An 18,303-nucleotide genomic window follows, 5' to 3' on the forward strand; every position below is an offset into this window, starting at 1 on the left:
TAATTCCTTTAATATCTTGTATTTCTCTTCTGCAGAGTAAGATTTTTTGGACATAATAAATACTCCCCCATAAGCAGCCAGATTTTTATTTTTTAATCTGTCTACCTATAGGGGAGCATATCAAAAGTGTCCGCGGGTCTTATTTCCTAGTCTCTATTTAATTTCACCATTTGATTCAATTACTTCTTTATACCAATAAAAGCTTTTCTTTTTTATTCTTTGAAGGTCATGTGTTCCTTCTTCATGTTGATTAATATATACAAATCCATACCTTTTTTGAAATCCATTTAACCAGCTTAATAAATCTGTAAATGACCATACGCAATATCCCATTAGCTCAACACCATCAGAGATAGCTTCTTGCATAGCAATCACATGAGCACGGATAAAATCAATTCGATAATCATCATTTATTACATCGCCTTCTTCTACTTTATCAAACGCACCTAATCCATTTTCACTGATAAGGATTGGCAAATGATAACGATTTGTTATTCGGCGAAGAGCAATTCTTAAACCTTGTGGATCTATATTCCAATCCCAATCTGTTCTTTCTAGATTAGGGTTTTCCACCGTTTTGTATACACCAGGAATTCCAGAGTCTTGTGAAGAACCTTTTTTCCCAGTTGTATTCATTTCAGCACTTCCTACGCCACCTTCTAATGGATTTTTTTCAAAGGTAGTTGTTTGATAATAATTAAGTCCCATAAAATCAGGAGTACCTAGTTTTAATAATTGAAAATCTCCTTCTTCTACTTCTGGAGCCAATCCATTAGCTTCTAAATAGTTCCATGCAGCTTCCGGATATTGTCCCCATGCATAGATATCCATCCACCAATGACTATTTAATTCTTCTGCATTCTCAGCTGCTAGTATATCTTCTGGTTTAGAAGTTAAGGCATATGCAGGAGAATAGGCAAAACTAGGTCCAATTTTTCCATCTGGCACTAAATCACGAAACGCCTTAATGACACTTGCATTAGCTAAGTTAGCATGATGATTTACTTGATAAAAAAGCTTCTCATCTGTCACACCAGGTGGATGTGCAGCCATACGGTAGCCTAATCCAGTGAAAATATTTTGTTCATTTAAGCTTACCCAATATTTTACTCTATCACCAAATTGTTTAAATAGCTCTACGCTGTAGTTCGTAAAATCTTCAATAATCTGACGAGATTCCCATCCACCATACTCATCTTGAAGAGCTTGAGGCAAGTCCCAATGATAGAGAGTTAGAATTGGTTCAATTTTGTTTTTTATCAGTTCATTGATTAAATCATTATAAAAGTCTATACCCTTTTGATTCACTTCTCCTTTGCCATTTGGAAAAATACGCGTCCAAGCTACAGAAAAGCGATATGTCTTCATTCCCATATCAGCCATTAATTGTACATCTTCTTTATAACGATGATAGTGGTCTACTGCTACATCTCCAGTTGTTCCTTTGTATGTCTTTCCAGGAATTCTAACGAAAGTATCCCAATTTGATACTCCCTTCCCATCTTTATCCCAAGCTCCCTCTACTTGGTATGCTGCAGAAGCTGCACCCCATAAAAAATTAGTAGGAAATGGCTTTAATGTTTGATGAATCATCCCACTCACTCCTTCTTTATCTAATATTCATCTATTTTAATAGAAGAATTCATTTCTCTATCTAAATTATAACAAATGTCTATACAAATTAGAAACTAAATTTTCCAAGTAATACTAATATTAGTTATGGAAAACAATAATTTGAGTGCATCACACAAAGGCTGAACTCGGCTCAGTGCTCGGCCCCTTGGTAAGCAAACTCCTGATGCAGAGATAAATTCCCCTATCAAAAGAATAAAAAGGATAGCAATGACAACCTATTTTTAAGCAATAATAGTCAAAAAAGACCACCTTAATTGTCTTTTTATCTAATTCACTAGAACTGATTAAGCTAGAAAGTTCCCTCTTACTTTAAATCATAAATAAATGCTTCTACTTGTTGTTCATCTGTTGCCCATGAAGTTACCAAACGAATAGCCGAATGGTCGTTATCTATTTCCCCCCACACAATAAACGTATACTTTTCCTGTAACTTCTCTATTAAACTATTTGGTAGAATAGGAAATAACTGATTAGTAGGTGAATTTGTTAGGAAGGTATCATTCACTTCTGCTATACCTATTTTCAACTTTTCCGCCATTTTATTGGCATGGTCAGCAAGTTCATAGAACAAATTATCTTTAAAAAGTTCATAAAACTGAATTCCTAATACTCTCCCTTTTGCCAGCATAGCTCCTTTTTGCTTTATATGATAGCGAAAATCATCTTTTAATAAATCATTACAAATGATTAAAGCTTCTCCCATTAAAGCTCCGTTTTTAGTTCCACCAATATAAAATGCGTCGAATAATTCAGGTAGATCCTTTAGTTCCAGATCATTTTCTGTGGAACATAAAGCAGAACCAAGTCGTGCACCGTCCATATAGAAAATCAAATTATTTTCACGACAATAGTTACTCAGATTTTGTAATTCTTTCTTATTGTATATAGTTCCTATTTCTGTTGAATTAGATATGTATACGAGTTTCGGCTTAACCATGTGCTCATCTGTATGAGCATCGAGTATTTGTTGGATATGTGTTGGAGTTAGTTTTCCATCTGCTGTTTCAACAGTTAACACCTTGTGACCAGTTGCTTCAATTGCTCCTGTTTCATGAACATATATATGACCACTGTCTGCTGCAATCGCTGCTTCATGTGGTCTTAAAAATGCGGAAATAGCAATTAAGTTAGTCTGTGTTCCACCAACCAAGAAATGAACATCCAAATCATTTCGATTCATTTTTGTTCTAAGTAGCTCTGCAGCCTTTATAGAGATACTATCATTACCATAACCTGTTTCTTGTATAAAATTTGTTTCCATTAAAGCTTCTAAAATTCTAGGATGAGCTCCTTCGCTATAATCATTATTAAAGCTATACATAATGATACATACACCTCCATGTTTTTTTTATTTTCTCACAATCATTTAATTCTTGTCACTACAGAAGTAGGAAAATAAAAAATGTATCAAGCCTCTTAATAAGGACATGATACATTTTCCGAAAATTTTTTCTTATTCCCAACTACTTATTTTGAAATAAACATTTGAGTCCAATAATTTCCACTGCCATAATAACCAACACCAATTTGTGTAAATGACCCACTTAAAATATTTGCGCGATGACCACTTGAATTCATCCAAGCATTTACTACTGCTTGAGCAGTTGTTTGCCCTTGAGCAATGTTTTCACCCGCAGATTTATAGCTGACACCATAAGCTCTCATCATATCAAATGGTGAACCATATGTTGGACTGGTATGAGAGAAATAGTTCTTTTGGGACATATCCATTGACTTATCTCGCGCTACTCTAGAAAGCTCCCAGTTTTCAGATAATGCAGGTAAACCATTCTTTTGACGTTCTACGTTACACAGTCTAATTACTTCTCGCTCAACCGTCTTAATAGAATCAATGTTTGGAATGGTTAACTTTTGATTTGGATAAATCATGCTTGGATTACTGATTTGTGGGTTTGCATTTATAATTTCTCGTAATCCAATTTGATACTTTACAGCAATTTTCCACATGGAATCTCCACTCTTTACCGTATATGTATCAGCAAAGACCATTGTAGGAATCGTTATTAAGCAAAGCAATATCCCCATCACTCGTTTTTTCATAATTTCACCTCCTTCGAATGTTAAGTTGCCTCATTAAATAAATAATTATCCTTGCTGAACTCACTTATTTTTACAAAAAAAACAGACTATGGGATTTCTTCTTTCCATAGTCTGCTTTTACTTATTCTACTTGTTTCTTCCTTCTACTAATTAAAATCAATACTCCGATAACAAAAACAATCACGCCAAAAAATAGATAGAATCCATTATTCGTGGCTGTATTAGGTAATGTATTTTCACTAGAATCAGCATTCGTTTTTTCAGTATTTTTCTTATTTGTATTATTTGTTACCTTTTCTGGCTCCTGTCCTGAATCAGTATTTGTGTTTTCTGGAGTAGCATTTTGTTCTGATTCATCAGGATTTTGAGGTGTTACTGGGTTCTCTTCGTTCGGATCTGATGATTCTTCCTCATTAGATTCCATCTTTTCTGTTTTGATTACAACAGTTGTAAGAGGCTCTAATGTAATCTTATTAGAGGTTAATGTAAATCCACTTCTTTTAGAAACCTGTTCTTTTCCAGCTTCATCACTATCCACTACAACTTGATATTCAGTTAAATCATCTGTTAGTGTTAATTCTCGTTTTTGCATATCACCATTCACAAATACATAGTAGCTTCCAGTATTATCTGTAGAATCGTTTTTATAGGCTATCAATAAGTCTTCCTCATTTATTTCTGGAGCTTCAATAAGATTTACATGTTCATCAACTACGTCTTTTTCTCCAAGTCTAAAAGCATTGGTGGACTTTCTTAATTCAATTAGACCCGCTGTATAATCTTTCGTCACATTGTTTACTGGAAAGGCTTCTTTATCTGTTGCCTTAGACCAATCAAACATATTAATGGCATCAGATGAATCATAGGAATCATGAACAAAATAGCCAAAGATGTTTCCTTCTGAATCGGTAAAGGCATCATATTTTTGTTCTGGAACCCCACTTCCCATCCATTGCTTCGTCCTTCCATATTCCTGCCCTGCATGAATAAATGCTGTACCTTGCGATGTCAGGATTAACGAATTCCCTAGTCGAATTCGCTTATGGATTTCTTCATTATTTTCTGGAATAGATGGATCTTTTTTTATAGTTTTTGCAATGATATCATACAAAGGTAAGTTATCATGAGCCTCAATGTACTGCACCATATCTCCTGGATCATCTGCAGGTGTATTAGATGGCTGACCTTTAATATTTTGAAAGATAGTCTCTATACTTCGAGCACCACCTGTAATAAAACGTGGTTCTCCCTCTGATCCGAACCCTGATTTTAATTCATTACGTATTTCATCTGAAAATACACCAACACTATCTGTTTCATCCATCCAATCTTGGTCTGCTCCTTTTCCGACTAACGAAGAATCAGATAAATGCCCTGAAAAGGTTCTCCAACCTTCTCCTATAAATAAGGCATTCGGATTGATAGCTACTGCTGCATCATAGGCATTTTGCACAGATTCATAAGTGGCATCTCCCATCATATCCCATCTCATACCATCAATTTTAAACTCACTAAACCAGTATTTTACGGAATCTATCATTAACTTTTCAGCCATTTTATGATTTGTTGCAAGATTATTTCCGAATCCTCCTACAAATTTCCCGTTACTATCTTGGAAGAAGTAATAATCAGGTACAATATCATTTAACAAGCTCGCATTTGCCATATGAGTATATACCACATCTAATACCACACCCATCCCAGCATCATGAATGGCGTCAATTAACTCTTTCATTTCTTTAATGCGAAGCTCTGGATCTTTTGGATTTTCTGAATAAGCTCCATCTGGGGTAAAGTAGTTATGAGGGTCATATCCCCAGTTATATTCATTGCCCGCAGCAGAGTAATCTAATTCTCTCTCCCCCATACTCGTTTCATCACCCCAGTACCATGCCATTACTGGTAATAATTGAACATGCGTTACACCTAATGATTTAATATAATCGAGTTTATCTATAAACGCTTTATAAGTTCCCCATCGACCATTTATCTCTGTTTGAATAGTTGGATCAGATGTAAAATCACGAACATGGACTTCCCAAATAATAGCATCTTCTCTTTTTTCATACCCTTCTATCTCTACTCCATTGAAATTAGCTGGATTTGTACTTTCTAAGTCTACAATAGCAGCTTTTCCTACCGTATCTCCATCACTCCCTGGTTGTCCTTCTGTACTTACTGTAAATGCAGCCATAGACTTAGCATAAGGATCTAAAACTTTAGATATTTTCCCTTCATTTGTTACTTCGTATTGATAATAATAACCCCTTACGTTATCTACACCCAGCTTACTTGCTTCAATCTCTGCACTCCAGACACCTTTCTCTCCTAGCACTAACTCTTGTCGAGCAATTTCCTTAGAATCATTCTCTTTATCGTAGAAAACTGCCGTTACATTGGATGCTTTTGGTGCCCATAATTTTAAAGTAGCATTTCCATTATGATAGGTAGCCCCTAAATCATCTCCATCATAAAAGTATTGTTCATCTAACATCTTCCAACCAGATTTAATGGTAATAACTCTTTCAAGGAACGTTACTTCAAAAGGTCCATTTTCCGCCTTAAAATCTCCACTAACTTCTATTAAATTCTCATCTAATATAGAAATATCTGTGACAAGTACTTCTTCATTATTCTTATTCTTTATTACTAATGATTTCTCTAACTCTTCTCTCGTAAGTCCTTTTGTACTAGAAAAGTTCAGTTGAATCTTCGTGTTGGACAAAAGCTCTCCAGAAACTAAGTCTGTTGGGGTTTCCCAATACGGGGAAATATACACTTTATCATCAACATTTTTTATCCATAACTGATTGTATTCTTCTAAGAGGGCAAATCCCTTATCTCCTCCTACCTTCTCTCCTGTTGCTCTATTTACAATTAAGAATCCAAGCTTCTGGGCTTCTTCTGTGACTTTGACATCAACATATGCTCCGTAGCGATCTTTTTTCTCTAAAGCAATAGCGTCTGTTGGCCAATTAGCAGAAGGAGTTTCAACATCTTCCCATACCCATATCCCCAGGTTTTCGAACTGCTGATCATCTCTTTGATAATGAATTCTTACTGTGTCTTTAGGTAAATCAACAGGTTCGAATGGATAAACCTCATCTGATTCTTCTTTAATCCATATTTCGTTAAAGCTTGGATCATTGATATTTACGAACTTATCTCCTCCCACTTTTTCTCCATTGTCACGATTAACCAGTAAGAAACCTACTTTCTTGGCATCTTCCTTTAAAGGAACATCTATATATGTACCGAACTCATCCTTTTGTTTTAATTGGAAAGCTTGAGCTCCTGATGGCCAGTTTGTAGAAGGCATTGCTACATCTTCCCAAAGCCACAGTCCGAAGCTTTCGTCCATATGTTTAGTTGTTTGATAATGTATTCTTAATGTATTCGGAGGTACTGCATTATCCTCATAGGAGTCACTAGTTTCTGCTTGTATATTTTGTTCACTGAAATTTTGTGAGAATAAGACTAAGATGAACGTAGTTAGGACTAGTAATGTTTTTCTTAAAAAATTCCTCATTTATTCTCCTCCTGTTTCCCCATCCATTTTTTAAAAAAAGTGGTCTATCCATATTTATTTTTTTACTATAGTCAAGCGATAAGAATAGATTTGTTCTATTAACCTTCCTTTATCTCTTGTAAAAGTAGTATGCCTTTACTAGCTATAATCTTTAGCAAAAGAAACAACTACTCTCGCAAAACAAAACCCTCCTTTCTTTTCAACAAAAAAATAAAACGCTTACAAATCTATGCGAATAAAAGGTCGCTTTGACCTTTTGGTAGATAAATTAGTAAGCGTTTTCTTATATATGGATTATAAATATATCATTTACAACATGTCAATTTGTTCACGGTAACAGAATTTTCAACAAATATAATTTAAAGAATTTATTTCTTTTTCTTTAAAACTGATAATATTTTGTTAAAAGATAGGCTAACCATGCACATTCTGAATTCTTGCGAATATTTTCAATTAGACCTTTGATAAGTATTCGAGGTAATGTTTGCTCTATCACTTCTTCCTTCAATAGACTGAGAGATTCCCTTACATATGGATCTATTACCTCTTCTTGTTTTTTATCCATATGTTCTAGCAATTTCACTTTTGTCACTTCTTTTTGGTTTACTGGCTGAATGACTAGCTGGTATAGCTCTTCTGTAAAAAAGGGTTGTGTAATATTAGTAGCCAAAATATTCGTTTTCTCCACTAATGATTTTGCAAGTAAATCAATATCAATGTTACCTGTATCAACAAAGAATAAAGGATTATAGGCACTCATCAATCCTTTGACGCTATACATTAAATCATATTTAATCTGAATCTTTGACGCTGGATATATAACATCAAGCATATTTAGAATGGTGGATTCAAATAATAAGTCATAGTATCGAAATTTATTAATAAAGTCTTCATTAAAAGAATGAGCTTGTTCTTTAATAAATAACATTCCAATATTAGCATTTTTACTAAAAACATGAAAAATACCATAGTAAAAATGATAAAGCATTTGATCTTTATCCTTACTACTTTTGACTACATAGTCAAGGTTTGTTATAAACTCCTCAATAAATTGGTCTACTAGTGCAGAAATTAATTCGTCCTTTGACTTAAAAGCCAGATAAAATGCACCTTTTGAAATACCACAATGATCTGTAATTTGTTGAACCGAAGTTGCTTCAAAACCTTGTTTTGCAAATAGTTCAATTGCTTTTTCCATAATCAGCTGCTTCTTTGCCATATTCACACTCTCCTACAACCTTTGACTACTCGGTCATTAATCGTTGACATTTGACTATTTAGTCATTTATTATAGGTTAGGTAAGCTAGATTAGTCAATAAAGGACGGTGTAATAGTGAAAGGCTTAGTAAATTTTGTTGTAGGCAACAAACTAGCGGTATGGCTCTTAACCATCATCATTACTGTTTCTGGAATCTATTCTGGTACTCGTATGAACATGGAAACTATACCTAATATCTCCATACCTTACTTAACCGTAATGGATGTATATCCTGGTGCTACTCCTGAAAAGGTAATGGAAGATGTCTCTATGCCCATTGAAAAAGCATTAGAGAATTTAGAAAATGTAAAGTCTGTGTATTCCAATTCCTATTCTAACATGTCAAATGTTCAAGTAGAGTATGAATATGGCACAGATATGGATGAAGCGAAACGTGCATTAGAATCGGCATTAGATAATGTAGTTCTGCCTGACAGTGCAGAGGAACCTACTGTAACAGCTATTAGCTTAAATATGATGCCTGTTGTTGCACTTAGTATAAGTAGTTCTGAAGAAGAAATCGTAGACTTAACCTCAACAGTAGAAGATGTTATACTTCCTAAAATCGAAAAAATCGATGGAGTGGCCTCTGCAACTATTTCAGGGCAACATATAGAGGAAGTAGATTTAACATATGATCAAGAGAAAATGGAACAACTTGGTCTTACAGAAGATTCTGTAAAAGAAATAATTCAAGCAAGTAATCTTGCCGTTTCGTTAGGTCTTTATGAATTTGAAGAAGGAGAACAAGCAGTTGCTATTGATGGTAAGTTCATGACAGAAGATGAGCTTAAAAACATGTTAATTCCTGTTACTCCATCAGCACAAAATCCTTCTCCTTTCGTAAAATTAAGTGATATTGCTACAGTAGAATTGGTTGGGAAAGTAGAATCCGTTTCTCGTACAAACGGTGAAGATGCTATCGCAATCCAAATTGTAAAAGGTCAACAGGCTAATACAGTTGATGTAGTAAATAGTGTTAAAGACTTAATTCAAGACGAAGAAAAGAATATAGATGGATTAACCATTGATGTAACACTTGATCAGGGAGAGCCAATTGAAGAATCTGTATTTACCATGATTGAGAAAGCTGCCTTTGGTGGATTAATTGCTGTATTAATTATCCTATTATTCTTACGTGATTTTAAATCGACAATTATCTCGATTATTTCTATCCCAGTATCTATCTTCATGGCATTCTTGCTATTAAATTGGATGGGTATTACATTAAATATTATGACACTTGGAGCTATTACCGTTGCAATTGGTCGTGTAATTGATGACTCCATTGTAGTAGTAGAAAATATTTATAGACGTTTACATTTAAAAGAAGAAAAATTAACTGGCCGTGCATTAATTCGTGAAGCAACAATAGAGATGTTTAAGCCTATTCTTTCTTCTACTTTAGTTACTGTTGCTGTTTTTGCTCCACTAATCTTTGTTGGTGGTATGGTTGGAGAAATATTCCGTCCTTTTGCGCTAACAATGGCATTTGCTCTTGGTGCATCTTTAATAGTTGCTATCACAATCGTACCAGCACTATCTCACTTCTTATTTAAAAAGAAATTATATAGTGCGAAAACGGAAAGCAACCATAAAGAGGTTGGAAAATTAGCTTTATGGTACAGAGGAATACTAGAAAAATCTCTAAATCATAAAATCATCACTTCCGTTATTGCGGTTGTATTACTAGCAGGAAGTATCGCACTAGCACCATTTATTGGATTCAGCTTTTTAGGAAGCGAAGAAGAAAAAGTTATGTATTTAACTTACACTCCAGGTACTGGTGAATTGAAAGATGATACACTTGAAAATGTTTCTGTTGTGGAAGAAAAAATGCTTGAACGTGATGATATCGATATTGTTCAAGTATCTATCAACGACAGTGCAGATGCTCAAGCTGCCATGATGGGCGGAGGAGCTGGTGGTGCTCTTATGTACTTGATCTTTGATCCTGAGACAGAGAATTTCCCAGAAGCACGTGAAGAAATTGAAACATACATTGCAGATATCGGGCAAACTGGAGAATGGAAAACACAGGATTTCACTTCTATGAGTGGTTCTACAAATGAAGTAAGTTATACATTCTACAGTGAAGACCTTGATAAATTAAATGACTCTGTAAAACAAGTAGAAGATATTTTAAAAGAAAATGATGGATTAGAAGATGTTACAACGACTGCAGAAGATGCTTATGTAGAGCATACATTAAAAGTTTCACAAGATGAGCTACTTCAATACGGATTAACTGCAGGACAATTAATGATGGCATTAAGTCAAAATAATACAAAAGATGTTGTGACAACCATTGATAAAAATGGAGAAACACTTGATGTCATTGTTCAACAAGAACAGGCTACTAAGCCTCAATCCATTGATGAAATGTTAGAAACTCAGATTCCAACTGCATTAGGAACAACAATGCCACTATCTGAGTTAGTAGATGTTGAAGAAGGTTCAACTTTAAATACTTTATCTCGTAGTAAAGGTGAATACTATGCTACTGTTTCTGGAAAAATCATTGGAGATGATATTTCTAAAGTAACAAGTGAAGTAGACGCAGAAATTGATAAAGTAGATTTACCAAGCGGTGTTACTGTTGGTGTAGCTGGTGTAGCAGCAGACATGAACGAAACATTCTCGCAATTAGGTGTTGCAATGATTGCAGCTATTGCGATTGTATACTTTATTCTTGTAGTAACCTTCCGTGAAGGTCTTGCACCATTTGCTATTCTATTCAGTTTACCATTCGCAGTAATTGGATCCTTTGTTGGACTATTTATTACGGGTCAAACCATATCCGTCTCTGTAATGATGGGTCTCCTAATGTTAATTGGTATTGTTGTTACAAATGCCATCGTACTTGTTGACCGTATTATTCATATGGAGCGCGAAGGTATGAATATGCGTGAAGCAATACTTGAAGCTGGTGCTACACGCCTTCGCCCTATCCTTATGACAGCAATTGCAACAATCGGTGCACTAGCACCATTAGCAGTTGGTTCAGGTGGTAGTGGACTAATTTCTAAAGACCTTGGGGTAACAGTTATTGGTGGATTAATCAGTTCTACACTATTAACACTTGTTATCGTACCAATCGTCTATGAAGTACTATCTAAATGGTTTAAGAAAGATCGTAAAGAAGTCGAAGAAAATTAAAACACTTTATCTCGAAAAACTACAAGGTTGATTCCTTGTAGTTTTTTTATGTACCCTTCTTCTTTATAAGAAATATAATAAAGATATAACTATTTTTTTAGAGAGGAGTTTATCATGAAAGTACAGTGTGCAAATGAGTATGATCCGTTAAAAAAAGCAATCTTTGCTTCTCCAAAATATATGGCGATAAAAGACCCTATAAATGAAACACAAAAAAAATATAAAAACATAAACAGTAAAATAGCTGAAAAACAGCACGCTGATTTTATTGAAAAGCTTAGACAATATCATATTGAGACCATTCTTCTACCCGAAGACGAAAAATTCCACGAACAAGTATTCACAAGAGATATCGGCTTCACACTTGGCTCTCAATTCTTTATTGCTGAATTAGCACCTAAAGTAAGAAAAGGAGAAGTAAATATATTAATAGATTATCTTGAAAGTCAACAAATTACCTACACAAACATAAATGGCAGTATTATAGAAGGCGGAGATGTTCTGATTGACGGCAATACAATTTATGTAGGGGTAAGTAATAGAACAAATCTTCCATCCATCCACACCCTACAAGCATTACTTCCTAACTACCATATTATCCCGATACCATTCATAGCATCCTATCTACATCTTGACTGTGTTTTCAACATTCTCTCTCCAACAGAGGGCCTTATTTTTCCTGGAGTATTTCACAAAGATAAAGAATTATTATTAAGAAACCGCTATGACTTAATAGAAGTTTCTAAAAAAGAACAAGCAACATTAGGAATCAATGTACTTTCAATTGGTAACAAGAAAATAATTAGTTTACCCACAAGTGAAGAAGTTAATAAAGCCTTACAAAAACGAGGCTATGATGTTATTGAAATGGATTTTTCTGAAATCATTAAATCAGGCGGTTCTTTCCGTTGTTGTGCATTGCCTTTATGGAGAGAATGAAAAGCCTCCATAATTCCTAGAATGTACATGTGGAATTTAATTATTGTCATACAGCGACAGTACTACCTTGTTTCATAAATAACTACTCCCCCATTTAATGATTTCTATAAATACAACAGTATATAATAAGGATATAACCATCAAAGGGGGAATAATTATTGGATTCTCATATAAAGGACGTTATACAACAAATAGAAAAAGAATTTGAAGTAAGGGTTCTCTATGCCTGTGAATCTGGTAGTAGAGCATGGGGATTTCCATCTAAAGATAGTGATTATGATGTACGGTTTATCTATATACATAAAAAAGACTGGTATCTATCAATTGATCAAAATAGAGATGTAATAGAAATACCTAGTCATGATTCTCTTTCAATTCCCATAGATCCCTTATTAGATGTGAGTGGATGGGAGTTAACAAAAGCATTAAAGCTTTTTCGAAAGTCTAACCCTCCACTATTAGAATGGCTACAATCTCATTTAGTTTATTACCATGCCTTTTCAACCATTGAAAAAATGCGTACTTTAGAAAAGAATATTATTTCTCCCCTTTCTATTGCTTATCATTACTTAAATATGGCTCGAGGAAATTATCGTGATTATCTATTGGGAGATAATGTAAAAATAAAGAAATATTTCTACGTACTTCGACCAGTACTTGCGGCTAAATGGGTTCAAAAATATCAAACCGTTCCTCCAATGGAGTTTGAAATATTAGTAAACACGCTAATACCAGAGTCCCCTCTGAAGCAAGAGATACTTCATTTACTTCAAAGAAAAAAAGCAGGAGAGGAGTTAAAATTAGAAGCCAGAATACAAAGTATTAATGAATATTTAGATACAGAAATAAAACAATTAGAAAATTATGTAAAAACAATCAAACAAGAACAAATAGATTGCACCGCCCAATTAAATACTATCTTTAGGGAAACATTAGATGAGGTATGGAGTTAATAAAAGAAGTCTGTTTGTATGTGCAAACAGACTTCTTTCAATCACTTACCCATTCTCCTCAAAGTAAGGATTCAAATGGATAAGAACTTCTTCAATATTATCATGATTACTCATAAGCTTTTTCTTTATTTCCCGAGAAAGGTCGTGGCCTTCTTTAATGGTTTTGTCATAAGCAATGGAAATCCGTAGATCCACTAGTACATAATGTCCATGCTCCCTTGCCCGAAGTCGGTCTATTCGTTTCACCTCTGAAAAAGTGGAGATAATTTGACGGTAGTTATCTAAAATGTCTAAGTCAATATTTCGTTCTAATAGAATATCGAACGCTTCTCTTAACATGTCTTTAGCCATTTTTAGAATGAGATAAGCAACTAGTATGGTTGCTACTTTATCTCCATATAACAAGAAACCGATTTGAAGCTTCTCCCCTATTATAGATAGTAAAACGCCTAGTGCTGCAGCTATAGATGCAACAATATCTGCTTTATGATCAAAGGCAATTGCTTCGATAGCTTTACTTTTTTGTTCATTTGCAACCTTCATACTATAACGATATAGTATCACTTTTGCTGCATAGGATATTGTCGCTACACCTAGTGCCATTATGCTAGGCGTTGTAATTGGGTGAAAGAAGCCAACAATAGCCTCATATACTAAATAGATTGAAACCCCGAGCAGTATAATTCCGACAATTCCAGATACTATTATCTCTGCTTTTCCATGCCCATAAGGATGTTCTTGATCAGCTGGTTTATTTGCTATTTTTATTACTAATAAAACAATGATAGAGGCAAAAACATCTGCTGCAGAATGAATACCATCTGCAAAAACGGCATCACTATTACCTAACCAACCAATAACTACCTTTCCAAAGGTTAATATCATATTACTAATTACACTAATCCAAGCAACTTTTTTGGCAATTAATTCTCTTTGAGCCACTCTTATCTACTCCTATGTACAGCTTTTCCTTCAAAAAAAATCAGCTTTAACATAGTATCAGAAATAGAACTAGTGAGTCTAGAGAAAAAAAGTTGTGTAGTGGCAAACTGGTTGAACAAGCCAGCTACTACCCTTCTTTACCCCTGAAAAGTTTAACTATTCCGACTTCCGATATCCCCTATTATAGAAGTATCCTCTAGATTTTGACCATTTAACCAATCTTTAAAATAGAAAGAGAGATCTTTCTTTCCTTTAGCTACTGTTGTTAGAATATGATCTTTTGTGAAGGAATAAGAAAATGTGTGCAGGGTTCCAAATAATTGGTCATAATCAGTAAAGAACACAGGTGAATTCATATCTTTAAAAAGAGCATGCATATCCTCATGTAAATGCTCCTTATTCTTAAAACTAGACAAATATTGCTCTCTTTTTATCGAACCATCTATAATCGATCGATTTTTTTCTTTTAACTCACTTGCTTGGAAGTGATTAACACAGCTCAAATAATCTTCTTCATATCTAACTACCATTTTGTTTGGAGTAGCCTCTATTGCTGCTATATTTCCTAATTTGTCAGCAATAGAATAATTATAGCAAGCAGCATGAGGGATTTCTCGGAGTAATAATATAGCCTCTTCTACAGAAGAACATGTATCAAGGATCATTCTTACTATAACCCAAGGAGAGATACCAACCTGATAATCCTCATTATTAACAAAATGGAAACCAGCTACAAGTCCTTTTTCATTAACTCCATCATGTCTACCTATTAATTGCAGGTTATACCCCGCAAGAGCATAGCTATTTCGTTGTTCATTTTGATAGAGTGTAAATACCCCATCGTAAAGGTCTGGTCCAAAATCATAGTTTCTAACATAATAATTCTTTGTACAATAAGTAGTACAGCCCATTGCTGGTAACTTAGGAACATCATAACCAGAAATTAATGCAGCAGTTTTGCAAAAAGAATATTGTAGCCCTTCTGCAATACCTTCTAATTCATCTAATAAATGGGGAGAAAAGGTACGGTATAATGCTTTCATTTCTACCAAATTGATTTCCTTTTTTGTTATGAATTCCAGTTGCTTTAGTATCTTTGTTTTATAAAACTTCTTTCCTAATAAGTACCCTAATTCATATGGATTTTTTCTTACTTGTAAGACATCTACCTTAAAAGTATTCATTCCTACGCCTCCTTTCTTTTATTAAATCATGTCTTCCTTTATACCTCCTGTTTTTTTCTGCTTTGTTATAACTGATTGCATTAAAAAAAAGCTGCAAAAAGCAGCTTTTTAAAAAATAGATATTAGTTCTTTTGTATAAGAATGACGATCTTCATCAAATAATTTCTCTTGCTGAAAATGATCTACAATCTGACCTTGTTTCATTACTAAAATTCTTTGACACATCTGATTAACAGCTGCTAAGTCATGTGAAATAAACAAATAAGAAAGATTTAATTTTTCTTGTAGATCCTTTAATAAGGTCAACACTGCACCTTGTGAAATCACATCTAAACTGGCAGTTGGTTCATCTAGAATAATGAATTCAGGCTCTATGCTTATGGCACGAGCAATTGTTACTCTTTGCTTTTGTCCACCACTTAACTCGTGGGGATAGCGGTCTGCTAATGCTTCGGGAAGTTCTACAGAATCCAAAAGTTGTTTAACAAAATGTTCTGTAGACGAAAAAGAAAAATGTTGTAGGTTCAAGTCCCCTCTATATTGTAGAAACGGATCAAGTAAGGAATCCTTGATTTTTAGCTTTGGGTTTAAAGCAGCTGAAGGATTCTGAAAAACAATTTGAAATTTCCTGCGATATGGATATAACTTCCGTTCGTTTAACTTTTCTATATGTTCGCCATCAAAGATTATCGATCCCTCATTTATGGATTCAATCTGCATCAAACAACGAGCAAGCGTACTTTTCCCACAACCACTTTCCCCTACTAGACCTAAACATTCTCCTCTTTCTAATTGAAAAGATACGTTATCTACAGCTTTATGACCTGATTGATAGGTTTTTGTTATATTCTCTATTGTAAGTAAACTCATACATGCTGTACCTCCTCTAGCCCTGATGGCAGACCACGTGTCAATAAAGGTGCTGCTTTAATTAGCTGTTTCGTATATTCATGTTTTGGATGATCGAGTATTCGATGCTTACCACCTGATTCAACAATCTCCCCATCCTTCATAACAGCTAAACGAGTAGCATATTTACGAACATGACGCCAATCGTGTGTAATGAAAAGAATAGCACAGCCTGTTTCTTTCTGCTTGCTAGCAAGTAATTCTAAAATTTTATGTCCTGATACACTATCAAGTGCTGTAGTTATTTCATCTGCAATTAACAAGTCAGGAGATAGCAAAAGAGCGATAGCTATAGAAACACGTTGAAGCTGACCACCGCTTAATTGAAATGGAAACCGTTTATATAATTTATCCTCTAATCCAACGGAAACTAATGCTTCTAGCGCATTTCTTTTTCGAATTTTAGCATCTTTTATTCCATGCACCTTCTGGTATTCATCAAAATGTTGGCCGATGGTTCGAAATGGTGTAAATGAGCCTTGGTAATCCTGAAATATATAGGATATCCTTTTTCCCCTTACTTGACGAAGCTCTTTATTGGAAAGAGAAAGCAGATCTTCTCCGTTTAAAGAAACATTTCCTTCTACTTGTAAATTCGGGCTAAGCATTCTACCAATGGCTTGCGATAACAAACTCTTTCCACTTCCGCTTTGGCCAACTAATGCAAACCATTCCCCTTTCGCAATAGCTAATGAAACATCATCCACGATTATTTTATCTTTTGTCCCAATAGAAAGATTTTTAACAGAGAGTATCATTTATCCACCTCTTTCTTCACATCGAAATGATCTCGTAGGTAATCTCCTAGCATATTCGTTAATAATACAACAAATACAATAGCCAACCCAGGGTACACCATTAATTCTGGTCTTGTTTGGAAATATGGGCGAGAATCATTCAGCATTGCTCCCCACTCAGGAGTCGGAGGTTGAACGCCTAATCCAATATAGGAAAATGCAGAGATAAGTAGTATTATTTTTCCTAAATCTAGACTAGCAAGTACTAACACATGCCCAATAATATGAGGAAATAAATGCTTAGCTATGATTTTTGTAGAAGATAAACCGTTTGTTTTAGCAATTAGAATATACTCTTTTTTTGATTCAGCAATAATCGTACTTCGAACAAGACGGGCATAGCTTACCCATTTAACTAACACAATAGCTAGTACTAGATTACCAATGCCTGGTCCTAGAATACCACTTAACACGATAGCAATAATGGTGTCAGGAAAAGATAAAAACCCATCTGCTACTCTCATAAAAATGCGATCAAATAATCCACCTTTATAGCCTGTAATCAGCCCTAGCGGAACACCAATTATTAGTGCCGCTATCAATGCCAATAAACTGTAGCCAATCGTTTGTTGTCCACCTAGGAAGAGTCTAGTCAATAAATCACGGCCCAGTTGATCTGTTCCAAGGGGATGCTGCAGGCTAATTCCTTGGAGGCGTCCTTGGAGACTTGTTAGATTCGGATCATGTCGAAGGAAAACAAAAGTATAGATAGCTACTAGTGCAATCAATAAAATACCTATGAGAGCAGCTTTTCCTTGCCATCTAATTCTTTTTTTCTTTAACACTCCTATTGAATAACCTTTCATCCCCTATTCTCCTCGTATAGTAAGTTTATAGTCCTCTTTCGAGGTAATTTCCAATTAAAATATTGTTCTTTGATAATTCTATAGATGTTAGTTCAGATAGTGGGGGGCTAGCCCCCCACTATCTGAAAAA

13 protein-coding genes are annotated in these 18,303 nt (G+C 34.7%); 3 read left to right on the forward strand and 10 right to left on the reverse strand.

Annotation, left to right across the window (positions count from 1 at the left end):
• Positions 1–153: 153 nt before the first annotated feature.
• The 5 genes from F9279_RS23535 to F9279_RS23555 form a co-directional block, all read right to left on the reverse strand.
• A complete protein-coding gene (locus F9279_RS23535) occupies positions 154–1,593 on the reverse strand; it encodes a glycoside hydrolase family 1 protein (protein ID WP_152116570.1) in 1,440 nt (479 codons plus the stop codon).
• A gap of 346 nt (positions 1,594–1,939) precedes the next feature.
• Positions 1,940–2,956, reverse strand: coding sequence for a threonine aldolase family protein (locus F9279_RS23540; RefSeq protein WP_152116571.1), 1,017 nt, complete (start codon positions 2,954–2,956; stop codon positions 1,940–1,942).
• A 146-nt stretch (positions 2,957–3,102) separates the two neighbouring features.
• A complete protein-coding gene (safA, locus tag F9279_RS23545) occupies positions 3,103–3,696 on the reverse strand; it encodes a SafA/ExsA family spore coat assembly protein (RefSeq protein WP_193224695.1) in 594 nt (197 codons plus the stop codon).
• A gap of 121 nt (positions 3,697–3,817) precedes the next feature.
• On the reverse strand, positions 3,818–7,225 hold the full coding sequence (locus tag F9279_RS23550; RefSeq protein ID WP_152116573.1) for a pullulanase: 3,408 nt from the start codon (positions 7,223–7,225) through the stop codon (positions 3,818–3,820).
• Between the two features lie 382 nt (positions 7,226–7,607).
• A complete protein-coding gene (locus tag F9279_RS23555) occupies positions 7,608–8,444 on the reverse strand; it encodes a TetR/AcrR family transcriptional regulator (protein WP_152116574.1) in 837 nt (278 codons plus the stop codon).
• 115 nt (positions 8,445–8,559) lie between these two features.
• Between F9279_RS23555 and F9279_RS23560 the strand changes: the two genes are divergently transcribed.
• The 3 genes from F9279_RS23560 (at position 8,560) to F9279_RS23570 (ending at position 13,535) form a co-directional block, all read left to right on the forward strand.
• Positions 8,560–11,643 (forward strand): efflux RND transporter permease subunit, encoded by a 3,084-nt coding sequence (locus F9279_RS23560; protein ID WP_152116575.1) that lies wholly within the window; start codon positions 8,560–8,562, stop codon positions 11,641–11,643.
• 114 nt (positions 11,644–11,757) lie between these two features.
• Entirely contained in the window at positions 11,758–12,582 is an 825-nt protein-coding gene (locus F9279_RS23565; protein ID WP_152116576.1) for a dimethylarginine dimethylaminohydrolase family protein, read from the forward strand.
• Positions 12,583–12,740: 158 nt separating this feature from the next.
• Positions 12,741–13,535, forward strand: a complete 795-nt coding sequence (locus F9279_RS23570; protein WP_152116577.1) for a nucleotidyltransferase domain-containing protein — start codon at positions 12,741–12,743, stop codon at positions 13,533–13,535.
• 45 nt (positions 13,536–13,580) lie between these two features.
• On the opposite strand, the gene F9279_RS23575 is transcribed toward F9279_RS23570, so the two are convergent.
• The 5 genes from F9279_RS23575 to nikC form a co-directional block, all read right to left on the reverse strand.
• On the reverse strand, positions 13,581–14,477 hold the full coding sequence (locus tag F9279_RS23575) for a cation diffusion facilitator family transporter (protein ID WP_152116578.1): 897 nt from the start codon (positions 14,475–14,477) through the stop codon (positions 13,581–13,583).
• 152 nt (positions 14,478–14,629) lie between these two features.
• Entirely contained in the window at positions 14,630–15,661 is a 1,032-nt protein-coding gene (locus F9279_RS23580; protein WP_152116579.1) for a C45 family autoproteolytic acyltransferase/hydolase, read from the reverse strand.
• 108 nt (positions 15,662–15,769) lie between these two features.
• On the reverse strand, positions 15,770–16,531 hold the full coding sequence (locus F9279_RS23585) for an ABC transporter ATP-binding protein (protein WP_152116580.1): 762 nt from the start codon (positions 16,529–16,531) through the stop codon (positions 15,770–15,772).
• Positions 16,528–17,328, reverse strand: a complete 801-nt coding sequence (locus F9279_RS23590; protein ID WP_152116581.1) for an ABC transporter ATP-binding protein — start codon at positions 17,326–17,328, stop codon at positions 16,528–16,530. The genes F9279_RS23585 and F9279_RS23590 overlap by 4 nt, the downstream gene beginning before the upstream one ends.
• The gene (gene nikC / locus F9279_RS23595) at positions 17,325–18,173 is read right to left on the reverse strand and encodes a nickel transporter permease (protein WP_152116582.1); all 849 of its coding nucleotides are present in this window, start codon (positions 18,171–18,173) and stop codon (positions 17,325–17,327) included. The genes F9279_RS23590 and nikC overlap by 4 nt, the downstream gene beginning before the upstream one ends.
• Positions 18,174–18,303: the final 130 nt, after the last annotated feature.

Origin of the sequence: Bacillus sp. B1-b2 (genome assembly GCF_009183415.1) — a bacterium.
Taxonomy (GTDB): domain Bacteria; phylum Bacillota; class Bacilli; order Bacillales; family Cytobacillaceae; genus Niallia.